Origin of the sequence: Cognataquiflexum nitidum (genome assembly GCF_022538055.1) — a bacterium.
Lineage (GTDB): Bacteria > Bacteroidota > Bacteroidia > Cytophagales > Cyclobacteriaceae > Cognataquiflexum > Cognataquiflexum nitidum.
Map to the genome: position 1 here is coordinate 1 of NZ_JAKZAM010000022.1, position 12,813 is coordinate 12,813.

The 12,813-nt window shown below is 41.1% G+C and carries 13 protein-coding genes; 2 read left to right on the forward strand and 11 right to left on the reverse strand.

Features of this window, described 5'->3' with window-relative positions:
• Positions 1-248 precede the first annotated feature (248 nt).
• The 11 genes from MMU07_RS14655 to mltG form a co-directional block, all read right to left on the reverse strand.
• Positions 249-1,316, reverse strand: coding sequence for a branched-chain amino acid aminotransferase (locus MMU07_RS14655; RefSeq protein ID WP_241126627.1), 1,068 nt, complete (start codon positions 1,314-1,316; stop codon positions 249-251).
• Positions 1,317-1,320: 4 nt separating this feature from the next.
• Positions 1,321-1,869 carry a cob(I)yrinic acid a,c-diamide adenosyltransferase gene (locus tag MMU07_RS14660; RefSeq protein ID WP_241126628.1) on the reverse strand — a complete coding sequence of 183 codons (549 nt, stop codon included), beginning with the start codon at positions 1,867-1,869 and terminating at the stop codon, positions 1,321-1,323.
• Positions 1,870-1,948: 79 nt separating this feature from the next.
• On the reverse strand, positions 1,949-2,671 hold the full coding sequence (locus tag MMU07_RS14665) for an ABC transporter ATP-binding protein (protein ID WP_255737437.1): 723 nt from the start codon (positions 2,669-2,671) through the stop codon (positions 1,949-1,951).
• An 80-nt stretch (positions 2,672-2,751) separates the two neighbouring features.
• Entirely contained in the window at positions 2,752-5,562 is a 2,811-nt protein-coding gene (locus MMU07_RS14670; RefSeq protein WP_241126629.1) for a hypothetical protein, read from the reverse strand.
• The gene (gene gatC / locus MMU07_RS14675) at positions 5,562-5,849 is read right to left on the reverse strand and encodes an Asp-tRNA(Asn)/Glu-tRNA(Gln) amidotransferase subunit GatC (RefSeq protein WP_241126630.1); all 288 of its coding nucleotides are present in this window, start codon (positions 5,847-5,849) and stop codon (positions 5,562-5,564) included. The genes MMU07_RS14670 and gatC overlap by 1 nt, the downstream gene beginning before the upstream one ends.
• The gene (locus MMU07_RS14680) at positions 5,846-6,610 is read right to left on the reverse strand and encodes a lysophospholipid acyltransferase family protein (RefSeq protein ID WP_241126631.1); all 765 of its coding nucleotides are present in this window, start codon (positions 6,608-6,610) and stop codon (positions 5,846-5,848) included. The genes gatC and MMU07_RS14680 overlap by 4 nt, the downstream gene beginning before the upstream one ends.
• Positions 6,607-6,981, reverse strand: coding sequence for a globin domain-containing protein (locus MMU07_RS14685; protein ID WP_241126632.1), 375 nt, complete (start codon positions 6,979-6,981; stop codon positions 6,607-6,609). The genes MMU07_RS14680 and MMU07_RS14685 overlap by 4 nt, the downstream gene beginning before the upstream one ends.
• Positions 6,982-7,054: 73 nt before the next feature.
• Positions 7,055-9,151 (reverse strand): phosphate acetyltransferase, encoded by a 2,097-nt coding sequence (gene pta / locus MMU07_RS14690; protein ID WP_241126633.1) that lies wholly within the window; start codon positions 9,149-9,151, stop codon positions 7,055-7,057.
• Positions 9,152-9,238: 87 nt separating this feature from the next.
• Positions 9,239-10,192: a YihY/virulence factor BrkB family protein gene (locus MMU07_RS14695; protein WP_241126634.1), complete on the reverse strand. Its 954-nt coding sequence runs from the start codon at positions 10,190-10,192 to the stop codon at positions 9,239-9,241.
• An 11-nt stretch (positions 10,193-10,203) separates the two neighbouring features.
• Complete coding sequence (locus MMU07_RS14700; RefSeq protein WP_241126635.1) at positions 10,204-10,611, reverse strand: acyl-CoA thioesterase; 408 nt, start codon at positions 10,609-10,611, stop codon at positions 10,204-10,206.
• 1 nt (position 10,612) lies between these two features.
• Positions 10,613-11,656 (reverse strand): endolytic transglycosylase MltG, encoded by a 1,044-nt coding sequence (gene mltG / locus MMU07_RS14705; protein ID WP_241126636.1) that lies wholly within the window; start codon positions 11,654-11,656, stop codon positions 10,613-10,615.
• Between the two features lie 75 nt (positions 11,657-11,731).
• On the opposite strand from mltG, the gene MMU07_RS14710 reads away from it, so the two are divergent.
• Positions 11,732-12,139 (forward strand): (deoxy)nucleoside triphosphate pyrophosphohydrolase, encoded by a 408-nt coding sequence (locus MMU07_RS14710; RefSeq protein WP_241126637.1) that lies wholly within the window; start codon positions 11,732-11,734, stop codon positions 12,137-12,139.
• 26 nt (positions 12,140-12,165) lie between these two features.
• Entirely contained in the window at positions 12,166-12,795 is a 630-nt protein-coding gene (locus MMU07_RS14715) for an L-threonylcarbamoyladenylate synthase (RefSeq protein WP_241126638.1), read from the forward strand.
• The last annotated feature ends 18 nt before the right edge of the window (positions 12,796-12,813 follow it).

Below are 12,813 nucleotides of genomic sequence, written 5' to 3' on the forward strand. Positions count from 1 at the left end.
TTCCTCTGATACAGAAAATCAATTGACACTAGCTGTCAAATAAAATTTGGCAACGTGTCAAATTCGGGGGAGTCATATTAAATTTTATGTATATACGCCTTGATGCCAGTGGATATGAAATCTATTCAAATTCTGGGCTTCGGACTTAAATGCCCGGTACATCGGTCTTCCGACTTCGGTCTTCCGTCCCGGTTGAAGTATATTATAGGGTTTCTGGCAAAAAAGCGTGTATCCATTTCAGTTTTCTTTTACAATTTGATAATCCATCCCCGTTTGTCTTCTTTATTGCCATACTTGATGTCATCGAGGGTTTTTTGGACCTGATGGGAAAAAGCATAGGATGGCTTTTCGGGAAGGATATAATCCTGTCCATGGATATTGATTTTGAAGATATGGGCAATGGTAGCCGCAGTGCCTGTTCCAAATGCGTCTTGAAGTTTTCCCTCTGTAAGTGCTTTCTCCAGTTCAGTCACACTCAAAAAACGCTCCTCTACAGGATAACCCATTTCTCTCGCGATGGACAAGACAGAATCTCGGGTGATTCCTTTCAGGATAGTCCCGGTATGGGTCGGCGCGGTGATGATGGTGTCATTGATCATAAACATCACATTCATCGTTCCGCTTTCCTCGATGAATTGATGGGTTTTACCATCTGTCCAAAGCAATTGGTCGTAGCCTTCTTTTTGGGCCAAGAGTGCCGGATACAGCGAGCCTGCATAGTTGCCGGAAGCTTTCGCCTGTCCTGTACCGCCTTCAATGGCCCTTGTATATTTTTGTTCCACTTTTACTGCCACAGGCTTGGAATAGTAGTTTCCAACAGGGCAGGTAAAGATCATAAACTTATAATTTTCAGATGGCCTGACACCGATATAGTCATCAGTAGCAAATACAAAAGGCCTGATGTAAAGTGAATACCCGGGTTTGTTAGGAATCCAAGCCCTGTCCAGATCCAAAAGTGTCGTCAATCCTTCCATAAAAATCTCCTCAGGAACTTCAGGAATACACATTCTTCTTGCCGATTCATTCAATCTCTTTTGATTGGCATCGGCCCTGAAAAGAAGGATTTCTCCTTCCTCATTTTTGTAGGCTTTCATTCCTTCAAAAATAGATTGCCCATAATGAAGGGTGGCATTGGAAGGATTTAGGGAAAGTGGTGCGTAAGGTTCAATGCGCAGGTCTGTCCATTCCCCACCTACATAATCAGCCACAAACATGTGGTCGCTGATGGTTTTTCCAAATATCAAGTTGTCAAAGTCAGTCTCATGGAGTCTGGATGCACCCGTTTTGGTAATGTCTATTTGTAATGTTGTTTTCATGGTATTAGATTCTGGGCTTCCAAGTAACCTCCTCAACTCCTAACTCTTGGGCAATTAACCTTCCCAATACAAAAAGATAATCAGAAAGCCTATTTAAATATTTTACGATTATTTCATCTACATGCTCTATCTCCATCAGGTCTATGACACAGCGCTCTGTTCTCCTACATACTGTCCTGGCCACGTGGCAAAAAGATACACTTTGGTGTCCTCCCGGTAATATAAAATGCCGCAACTGTGGCAATTGAGATTCCATTTCATCAATTTCCTTTTCCAAAAGTTCTAGATCCTCGTCATGAAGATCGGGCTTTTTAATATTTTCTTTTCCCGGTTCGGAGGCCAAGGTAGCACCGATAGTAAAAAGCCTGTCCTGGATTTCTTTGAGAAGGGCCTCTCTTTTTTTGTTGATTTCCTGATCCCGGAGCAATCCTATGAAACTGTTGAGCTCATCTACTGTACCATAAGCGTCAATTCTTAATTCTGCTTTTGAAACCCTCCGGCCTCCCAACAATGAAGTCTTTCCCGTGTCTCCGGTTTTGGTATATATTTTCATGGAAGCAAAATTATTTTTATTAGGCCTTTCTCAATCAAGCCACAAAAATAACATAAAGATTTATAAAAGCTTCACGAATTTACTCAGATACCATCATGGAAATTCCTCTCGTAGGATTTGGATTGACAGTGTCTGATTCTACAAGCCCATCTCTCAATCGAATAATCCTATGGGCATAATGGGCGATGTCGTCTTCGTGTGTCACCATGATGATGGTATTTCCTTTTTGGTGGAGTTCGTGGAAAAGCTCCATGATACCATAAGAAGTTTTGGAATCCAGGTTACCGGTAGGTTCGTCGGCCAAGATGATACTTGGGTTATTGACCAAGGCACGGGCGATGGCAACCCTTTGTCTCTGACCACCTGAAAGTTCATTTGGCTTGTGGTGGACCCGGTCGCCAAGTTCTACGTTTTTCAATGCCTGATTCGCCATTTCCTGCCTGTCGGATTTGTTATATCCTGCGTAGATCAATGGAAGCGCCACATTGTCAAGGCAAGTGGCTCTTGGAAGAAGGTTAAAAGTCTGGAATACAAATCCGATTTCTTTGTTTCTGATTTCGGCAAGCTCATTTTCGGTCATGTCACTGACATCTTTTCCATTGAGGACATAAGAACCCGTGGTGGGAGAATCCAAACAACCTATGATGTTCATCAAAGTAGATTTTCCCGAACCTGAGGGACCCATAAATGCCACATATTCGCCTTTATTGACTGTAATGGTGACGGATTTAAGAGCTTCTACTATCTCTGCGCCCATTTTATAGGTCTTACTAATTGCGGTGGTTTCTATTATTTTGGTCATCGGCGAATAATTTTAAAGTCTTAAATTAATGGAAAAGATCTGTAGCAAAAAACTTTACTTCAAGATTACGATAAAAGGTGTTATAAGTTTTCCAATTGCAGTTTTTCAATTTGGGAAATTGACAGCCAGCCTTGCATCTCCATCAGCGCACTGCTTGCATAGCTGTCGAGTCCAAGTTTCCGGCTTTGCTTCACATATTGGATCCAAAGCATAGGATCCTTTGAAAATTGGATCGCGTCCTGCAGGATCTCGTATTTCTTCAGGTCATCGGATTCGGCCTTTACTTTTTTCAATACCAAAGGAACCCAATATGCATTTCGGCCTAAATACAGTTCTGGCTTGATCAATGCTTGGGTTTTTTCCGTCAGTTTGGTTGTTTCTTCTTTGGTCACAAATGAATACCAAGAATCCAAATCTTCAGAAGACCATATATCACCCATGTTTTGGAGCAGAATATTCTTGACTTTTTCAAAATCAGAGTCATTCAGCCAATGCATTTTGTGTAGCAATACTTTGAAAGCATATTCCGACTTGAATTTTGGGTCTTGGATTTCTTCCAGATGATTCATAAAATCAGAAGGCATTGCACGATGCAATTTTGCTGATTTATCAAAATAGACTGTCTTCGGATTTTCTGCCAAATTCCCGTTTTCATCCCAGACCATCCAATCAGGAAATGGAACAGCAAATTTTTGAGAAATCAACTGCGCTTCGGTAGCTTTTCCACCAAAATAAAGAATGGCAAGATGAATAGGCTGAAAGTTTTGAAAACCTCTTTCCTGAGCCACCAAAATGTCCACCGAGGATTTCTCAAAATCCAATTCTCCATACAAAATTTTGGCAGAAATGGAATGATAATATCCCGCGGCATTGGGAAGAACCATGGCGGTACCGTTGAGGTATTTTAGCGTTTCGTTGATATACGATTCTTGGAGCGTCCTCAATACCCTCGTGTCCCGAAGATTCATTTCTTCAACACTCACCTGTGCTTTGGCCACAAGGGAATCAATGATAGGCAGGTCCGAGGCTAGTGGTGCTGTAACCTTATTAGTCCATTGGTTTCGGAGAAGGGCAGTTTTCGAAGAATAATTGTCTGAAAGGTCATTTGTACCCAACTCAAATGGAGCAAAGTTTCCTTTTTTGTTTTCAAAAACCAGGTAGTTGATTTTGAAAATCTGATCATCTGGAATGGATACTGCGTCTTCCTGTTCGATCTGATGCTTGACTTTTAAGGCAAGAAGATTGGACTGAATGACAGGGTCTTGGTCAACGATTTCTTCCATCATTGAAATTGCTTCAGTCGGTTTATTGAGTTTGGAATAAAGGAGGGAAAGGTTATTTGCCAAATATGGATTTCCGGGAAAGTAACTCAAACCCCTTTCTAGGTAAAAAACAGCATCGAAGATTTTCTCCTGCCCATGAAGTTTGGAACTGAGCAAGAGTGTGTTGATGACCGAGGGGGAATTGTCAAATGCCTGATAGAGATTCTCCATTCCCAAATTGGTTTGGTTAAGCGAAAATCTCAAATGGGAAGCTGTATTCTTTGCCTTGTCGTTTTTCCGGTATTGGATCCAAGAACTCTCATATAGAATGGCCGCTTCGAGCGGACGGTCGGTTTGGTAATAATATTCCGCATTGATATTGGAACTGCCCGAGGCCAACTGCACCCCAACTATCCCATCCGCATAGATCAGCAATACCACCACTGCCATGATTGCTCCGATTCTCATATGGAAATAGGCGAAAAACTGAGGCTTGAAAATGATTTTTTCAATGTCTTTTCCCGAGTTAAGAATTTGGGAAAAATTGGCCATCAGGTACAAATAGAACAATAAGCTGAATGCCACCTGACCATAGATGAAAATATGGTTGAAAAATTCTACCATCGGTTGGTTGTCCTTAAAGATAACCCAAGCCCAGGTGATAGTGCTCAATGCATAGCCAATCCAAAAGAAAGATTTTCCAATATCAGGATGGTTATAGACCTGATCTGTCTGTTCGATTTTGTATTGCAATACAAAATATCCAATCAACCCGCTGATTAGCATCAAAATCACAGGAGGAAGGATTGGAAATGGCAGATCCACTTCTCCAGTGAGGTCCAAAAACGAAAAGAAGACCAGAAAGAAATAGATTAGGAAGACGAATAGGATATGCCAGGTAATTTTGATCCCTGTGCCTTTATTAAGTTTGATCAATAGAATCGAACTCCCTGAAATGAAGGCATGACCGATATGCATGAGAAAAACCACTGATACTATAGCTGCGGGAAAAGCGCTGTTTTCCCCCAACCAAAGCCATGGAGATGGAATATCAGATACCTGCGCCAAGAGATAGAGTGTCGCAGATCCTGAAATCAGGATTGCCAAAAACCTTCTCAATATTCCCCAAGAGGGGGCAAAAAACGACAATGCTATCAATGGGGTCAGGATTCCAGTCATCAATCCAATCAAGGCATAATTGCTTGATATGCCTCCAATATTAAGACCATTGATTCCGCTGAATGCCAGTAGAAAGATCAGCAATGCTGTCGCCGCAGTGAAGTAAAGCTTTTTGAGTGTGCTGATCAGGGCAAGTCCCAAACTGAAAAGTATCCAAAACAAGCTGCCAAACAGTAGGGTGAGGGAGGGGTAAACCAAGGCGGGAAGGGATTCGAAATTTTGGAACAAAAGAAAATTGTCCATTTCAAGTCTGACCAATTCCCCGCCGACCTGCATCAATTTCACAGGAACGGAGACAGCTTCAGAAAATATTCCGGGAAGGACGGGCATAATTCCACGTTCCCAAATGAAGCTGCTGAACAATAGGAAAAGGCCTCCTACCACTGAGAGTGATATTGGAAGGCCTTTCATAATGATGTTGTCTAATTTTTGGTTGTTTTTTGTAGGCATTATTCGAGCACCTTTGGAACCCTGAAGTAATCCGAATCCCGCTGAGGCGCATTGAGCAAACCGGCTTCATGCGGAAGATGTTCTCCTACGACATCTTCTCTCATCACATTGACTTCGGAAGACATGGTCGTGATAGGCTCAATCCCCGTTGTATCGACCTCATTGAGTTGCTCCACCCAATCAAGGATCTGTGTCATGTCTTTTTGGATTTTTTCTGCTCCCTCCTCGTCAAACTCAAGTCTGGCGAGGTGTGAAATTTTCTTAACGGTATTCAAATCAATTTTCATAAAGTCTGAATTATGGTTTTTTCAGTATCCAAGAGGTTGTTGTCTTCCCAAAGTTGGTCCTGAATGGAATTATAACATTTATTTTTGATGCTTGAAAGGTCTTTGGAAGTCAGGCCAAGCGTCTGTATCGGGGGATGGATTACAATTTTTCCTTTCTTAAAATTCAATAAAAGCCTCCCGTCGTCGGGCAAAATTAAATGATTAAACGATAATGTGACAGGAATCAACGGTATTTGTTTGTCTATCGCAAGAGTAAATGCCCCATCCTTGAACTTGTTCATGTGTGGAGGCATCCCTGTGGTGATACCCCCTTCAGGAAAAATCACAATGCTGCTTCCTTTGGAAATTGCATTTTTTGCCCTTACCAACACTTCACTACGGCTTTTGATGCTTGACCTGTTGACGGCTATGTGCAGTTTTTTGAAATAATAACCAAAAAGAGGGACTTTTCGGATGGAGCTTTTACCGATATACACCACATCGCCCGGAATAAATCCCATCATGGCGATATCAAGGTAAGAAAAATGGTTTGCTGCAAAGATGTATGATTGGCCTTTTTTAATATTTTCCTTCCCTTCTACTTTGATAGACATAAATATCAGAAAGAAAAATAGGTTAGCCCAAAACTGATTGACTTTCCGTCCGTATTTCTCCCAATTTGGAATCCAGATACAAGCCAGAAAAAGAGGGAAGAGCAAAAGAAATGTCAATCCAAAGATCAAAAAAGCATAAATGGAATAAATCCTTTTGAGTATAATCATGGTTTATTGATCATATGGTTAGCTACCTTTACAAAATATCCCTGTAACGCTTCTTTAATTTCAATCTCCATTTCCACTTTTTCGATTGCAGGTAGCATGCAGTTGAGCCAGGCGCTTCTCATATCCCCGTCGATCGGCCATTGGAAATGTCTTTTGCGAAGCATGGGATGTCCCCGTTGCTCCAAGTAGGTATGTGGCCCACCAAATACATGGATGAGGAACAAAAATAGCCTTTCTTCTGCAGGTGCCAAATCCTCGGGGTAGAGCTTTCTCAATTCTTCAATTTTTGCCACATTTTGGTAGAAATATTGAACAAGTAGCTTAATCTTTTTTTCGCCGAGGGATTCGTAGATGGATATTGGGGAATTCATAGGGAAACTTAATAAAAAAGGTTTGAGAACCGATAAAAATAAGTTCTCAAACCAAATATATTTTAAGAGAAAACTATTCTTGTGCCTGAATGGCTGTGATCACGACGGTGTTGAACACATCATCGACGGTACAGCCGCGGCTAAGGTCATTGACGGGTTTGTTGAGTCCCTGAAGCATCGGGCCGATGGCGACTGCCCCTGTTTCTCTTTGGACAGCTTTATAAGTATTGTTTCCGGTATTTAGATCAGGAAAAATCAAAACTGAAGCATTTCCTGCAACTTCTGAATTTGGCATTTTTTGGCGACCTGTCGCAGGGTCCACCGCAGCATCATATTGAATAGGGCCTTCAACCTTGATGTCGGGCCTTCTTGATTTGACGATTTCAGTTGCCTTTCTGACCTTGTCCACGTCTTCCCCTGTACCTGATTCCCCAGAAGAGTAGGACAGCATGGCTACCCTTGGTTCTATTCCGAATCGCTTGCTAGTATCTGCTGAAGAAATAGCAATTTCGGCTAGTTCTTCTGAAGTTGGGTTGATATTGATGGCGCAATCACCAAATACCGTCACCCTGTCCTGAAGGCACATGAAGAAAACAGAAGATACCAATGAGATTCCAGGCTTGGTTTTGATAAATTGAAGCGCAGGACGGATAGTATGTGCGGTGGTATGGATTGCTCCTGAAACCATTCCGTCCGCGTGGCCTTTATGGACCATCATCGTTCCATAATAAGCGCCATCGGTCATCAGGTCCCGAGCTACCTCCAAAGGCATGTTTTTCCCTTTTCGGAGCTCGTAGAGGGTATTGGCATAATCTTCAAAATTGGTAGAATCTTGTGGATTGATAATCTGACAATTGTCCCTGGTAAGGTTCAAACCAAGCCTGCTGATGCTCGCAAAGATTTCCTGAACATTGCCAAGAAGTGTGATTTTCACCACTTTTTGCTTCACGAGTCGGTCTGCGGCCTTCAATATCCTATCGTCTTTTCCTTCCGGCAATACGATGTGTTTCTTTTTGTTTTTTGCCCATTTGACAAGTTGAAACTGAAACATCCTTGGGGTCATGCCCACACCCACGAAATTGATCATTTCTTTTTCCAGCGCTTCAGTATCAATATATTTTCTAAAAGTATTGATCGCTCCCATGATTTTATCGGGGCAATCCGGACTGATCTTGGAATGGATGGCAGCTACTTTAGTCGCTGCATAAAAAGAGGGATCGTCCACTCTCAACATCGGAAGGTTTACATCTGAGCCTTCGATTAGTTTGATGACAGAATCAGCGATTTCAAAACCCCCGGTCAGTACCATTCCTGCCATTTTCGGAAAGTTTTGGGAATGATTGGCTTGAAGGGAAGCCAAGATGATATCGGCCCTGTCTGCAGGTGTGACGATCAGAACATTCTTTTTGATGTGTTTGAGAAAGTTTGAAATCTGCATCGCACCAAAAATGAAGTGGTCCACGGGATTAGAAAGAAATTGTTCTCCAAACATGACTTCTGCCCCAAGGTGTTCTTTGATTTCCTTCATGGAAGGGCTTTTTAGCTCCTGTATTTTTGGAATCACAGCCAAGATGATATCCTTATTCAATTGGTTTTGCAAGCTCTTTTTGATCTCTTTTCTGAATTCATCATCCACCTTATTGATCACTACTGCCAACACTTTTACCTTCCTTTGCAGGAAATTATTTATAGTCACTATGGCCGAGGTGATTACCTGTGCCGCCGATTTACCATCTCCCGAAAGGACAATAATGACAGGTGAACCTAGGTTTTTTGCAATAGCAAGGTTGGCATCAAATTCAAAAGCTGTCCCTTCTCCCAAAAAATCACTTCCTTCAATGATCGTGAAATCATATTCTTCTTCCAGTACTTTGTATTTGCTGATGATGGTATCAATTATTTCTCCCTGCTGTCCCGCTTCGATAAGATGGTTTGCCTCTTCTCTGGTGTACCCGTATGATTTTTCGTATTGGATCGGAAGGTTGAAATGTTGTATGAGTGTTTCGAAATGAGGATCCTTTTTGACTCCGGGATTGTGGTTGATGATGGGTTTGAAATACCCGATTTTGTGTGCTTTGGAAAGCAGCATATCTACCAATCCGAGGGCAACAATTGATTTTCCACTAAAGGGCTGTGTTGTGGCAATAAAAATGCTTTTGTTGGTTTCCATAGAAAACGGTTTTTTGAATCAGGTACAAAATTAGAATGCCAGGAGGACTCCAAACTTGATGAAAATACTATATAATCATGATTAAAATCATATTTTTTCTTCAATCACCCCTTTTGTGACAAGATGTCTACCGGCGGCTTTGTCCAGACTTACATTGATCTCAAAACTCACCAAGATAATCAGGGAAGTGATAAATAGCCAAAGCATGACAGCAATCATTGCACCTATGGAGCCGTAAAGCTTATTGTAAGTAGCGAAATTATTCAGGTAAAAAGAAAACAGATAAAAACCGAAAGTAATCAAAATGCCTCCAGTGAGAGATCCTGTAGAAAAAAACTTCCATTTGTCATGGACGGCAGGAGCAAACCTGAAAATAAATGCAGTAGCAATCAAGAAAACCGACAACAAAACCAAGAATCTAAAGAAGGTCAACATATAAACATACAAGTTGCTAGATACCATGTCCCATTCTGAAATCCTGTAAAGAATGCTGCCTCCTAAAATCATGATCAATACAGCCCCGCATATGGCCAAAACCAAAATCATAACAATGCTAACGGCAATCAACCTGGTCATCCAAAAAGACCTGTTTTCTTTTGTCCTATATACCGCGTTGAAGGCATTCATCATAGAAACCACCCCATTGGTAGATAAGAATAAGGCCAGAAAAAACCCCAGAGACAATAAGCTCTGTCTGGGTTTGCTGACAATATCCATGATCGTAGCCTCAGCTTCCTGGTAGACGCTGGAAGGGATAAACTCTGCAATGAATAACAGAATGTTTTGGGTAGTGACATTGGGAAAAAACAAACCTATGTAAGGTATCATATTCAAAAGAAAAAGTAGAAGAGGAAACATCGCCACTGTAAAACTGAAAGCCATAGCGCCTGCCCTTTCGGTAATTTCATCTTTACGCATCTGAAACATGAATATCCTACCTACATCGTAAAGGTTTTGGTCAGGATTTCCAAAATGAAATTTTCTAAGAAACTTAGCTTTTCTGGTAAATCTGATCGATAATAAGCGGATCCTCTTTTTCACTTAAAAATGGATTACTGGAAATATGGACGTAATAAATCTAACAAATATTGGGAAGGTCTGCAGGGTTTGTGGCTTTCTTTTTTCAAAAAAGTCAAAGCAGTCCAGCCTTTGGTAATCAGTTCACCGGATTCATTGCTGACTTCATACTCAAACTTAATCCTGATTCCCGGCATTTCGGGGATGATTGTTTTGATGGTCAGCAGCTCGTCATATTTACCCGGTTTGATAAATTGGGTATGTAGGTCCAATACCGGCATGATGATCCCGTCATCCTCCATCTGCTTGTATGAAAAACCTGCAGATCGAAGCGCTTCGACCCTTGCCACTTCAAAATACATGGCGTAGTTTCCATAATACACATATCCCATTTGGTCTGTTTCTGCGTACCGGACTCTTATTTTGGTTTCAGCTTGGAACATGTTAGAATATTTTTGATTTGTTTAATGCAGCTTGGTACCTGCGGGCATTATTCATGTGTTCATTGTAATCTTTTGCAAAGGCATGGTAACCTGAAAAGTCCTCCTTGGCGCAGAAATATAAATAGTCGTGGTCTTCATAATTCAAGACAGCTTCAAGTGCCGAGATCTCTGGGAGGTTAATCGGTCCCGGGGGTAACCCCGGATATTTATAAGTGTTGTAGGGACTGTCGATTTCCTTATGGACATTCAAAACTCTTTTTAGATTGAAATCTCCAACAGCAAAAACAAGGGTTGGATCCGCCTGAAGTGCCATGTTAATTCTGAGTCTATTCAGATACACGCCGGCTACCTTTGGTCTTTCATCTGATTTTTGAGTTTCGGCTTGTACAATCGAGGCCAAAGTGGAGACTTCGTTTTGGGTTAAGCCCAGGTTTTCGGCTTTGGTCAACCTGACTTCTGTCCAAAAATTTCCATACTCCTTATACATCCTATCGAAAAGCTTGTCCGCGCTAGTATTCCACCATATCTCATAGGTATTTGGGATAAACATTCCCATGATGGTTTCTTCTTCAAAGCCAAACTTGTCCATGTACACAGAATCTGTGATCAAATCAAGAAATTCTTCCTGACTGATTTCAAGATTTTTGGTGATTTTTTCTGCAAGGTCCTCTTTCGTTCTGACATTATTAAATGTAAGTTTTACGGGTGTCTGACTGCCTGACCGCAGGAGTCTGATCAGGTTGAGGTTATTGGTTTTGGCAGGGATAGTATATAGGCCGGATTTTACAGCTTCCTGATATCCAAGTACCTTGGCGACAAAACTGAAAGTGATCAAGTCATGGATAACTTCATTTTGGTATAAACTGTCAGAAACCATCTGGAAGGTAGCATTGCTCGGGATTTTTAAGATATAAGGCTCTTCTTTGTCAGTAAGCGCATTTGGGCTGAAAAATGCCTGGTAAAAATAGAAAGACAAAGAGGTGATGAGGACTGAGAAAGTCACTACTGCGATAAGGTAATATTTTGTTTTGTTGTCTTTGAACATAAAATTTGATGGCAATAACAGAATAACCGCAAAAATAGAGATTTTTGTTCAAGGGCTGGCAATTCCTTTATACCTATGGCAAAAACCATTCAAGTGACCTGTGCTATCATACTCCACGAAGGAAAGATTCTTGTAGCCCAAAGAGGTAAAAAAATGAACTTACCATTAAAATGGGAATTTCCAGGCGGAAAAATTGAAGCAAACGAATCAGCTGAAGCTTGTTTGATCAGAGAAATCAAAGAAGAACTCAACATTGAAATAGAGATAAAAATGGCATTCAAAAGTAACTTTCATTCTTATGAAGAAGGAAAGGAAATTGAACTTATTCCTTTTCTTTCTGGCTATATAAGTGGACATTTGATTGTCAAAGAGCATCAGCAAATCCAATGGATTGAACCTGAAAATCTTCTAATTCTTGATTGGGCCGACGCTGATGTTCCAATAGTGAATGACTTTATCGAATGGTTTAAAGTAAACCATTGACCTAACCAACGAATTTCAAAGCTGACATGGCTGCTGAATTTATTAAACTATACCCTGAAAATCCTGACCCAAGGAAAATACAGAAAATCGTCGATATTCTTCTGGATGGGGGAGTAATCATTTATCCTACAGATACTGTTTATGGGATGGGCTGCAATATCCACAACCTCCGGGCTGTGGAACGGATTGCCCAGATCAAAGGCATAAAAGTGAAAAAACATAATTTTTCATTTATCTGTTATGACCTGAGCAATATTTCTGAATATACGCGTGCATTGAGTACCCCAGTTTTCAAAATAATGAAAAAGGCATTGCCTGGACCATATACATTCATATTAGAAGCAAACAATGCTGTTCCTAAAATTTTGAACAGTAATAAAAAAACCGTAGGAATCAGGGTTCCTGACCATGCCATTCCAAGGCTTTTGGTCAAGGAATTAGGCTCTCCTATATTGACCACTTCCATCCATGATGAAGATGAGGTCATTGAATATAGCACAGATCCCGAGTTGATCTATGAAAAATTCAGAGATTTGGTTGACGTGGTCATAGATGGTGGATATGGAAATAATGTAGCATCTACTATTTTGGACTGTACAGGGGAGGACATTGAAGTAGTCCGTCAGGGATTGGGATCCGTGGAGGATCTGTTCTGATTGCTTGCGAGCTTAATA

Bases quoted from the DNA above. Each gene is read 5' to 3' on its own strand.
- MMU07_RS14655 (WP_241126627.1), bottom strand. From the start codon at position 1,316: ATGAAAACAACATTACAAATAGACATTACCAAAACGGGTGCATCCAGA.
- MMU07_RS14660 (WP_241126628.1), bottom strand. From the start codon at position 1,869: ATGAAAATATATACCAAAACCGGAGACACGGGAAAGACTTCATTGTTG.
- MMU07_RS14665 (WP_255737437.1), bottom strand. From the start codon at position 2,671: ATGACCAAAATAATAGAAACCACCGCAATTAGTAAGACCTATAAAATG.
- MMU07_RS14670 (WP_241126629.1), bottom strand. From the start codon at position 5,562: ATGCCTACAAAAAACAACCAAAAATTAGACAACATCATTATGAAAGGC.
- gatC (WP_241126630.1), bottom strand. From the start codon at position 5,849: ATGAAAATTGATTTGAATACCGTTAAGAAAATTTCACACCTCGCCAGA.
- MMU07_RS14680 (WP_241126631.1), bottom strand. From the start codon at position 6,610: ATGATTATACTCAAAAGGATTTATTCCATTTATGCTTTTTTGATCTTT.
- MMU07_RS14685 (WP_241126632.1), bottom strand. From the start codon at position 6,981: ATGAATTCCCCAATATCCATCTACGAATCCCTCGGCGAAAAAAAGATT.
- pta (WP_241126633.1), bottom strand. From the start codon at position 9,151: ATGGAAACCAACAAAAGCATTTTTATTGCCACAACACAGCCCTTTAGT.
- MMU07_RS14700 (WP_241126635.1), bottom strand. From the start codon at position 10,611: ATGTTCCAAGCTGAAACCAAAATAAGAGTCCGGTACGCAGAAACAGAC.
- mltG (WP_241126636.1), bottom strand. From the start codon at position 11,656: ATGTTCAAAGACAACAAAACAAAATATTACCTTATCGCAGTAGTGACT.
- MMU07_RS14710 (WP_241126637.1), top strand. From the start codon at position 11,732: ATGGCAAAAACCATTCAAGTGACCTGTGCTATCATACTCCACGAAGGA.
- MMU07_RS14715 (WP_241126638.1), top strand. From the start codon at position 12,166: ATGGCTGCTGAATTTATTAAACTATACCCTGAAAATCCTGACCCAAGG.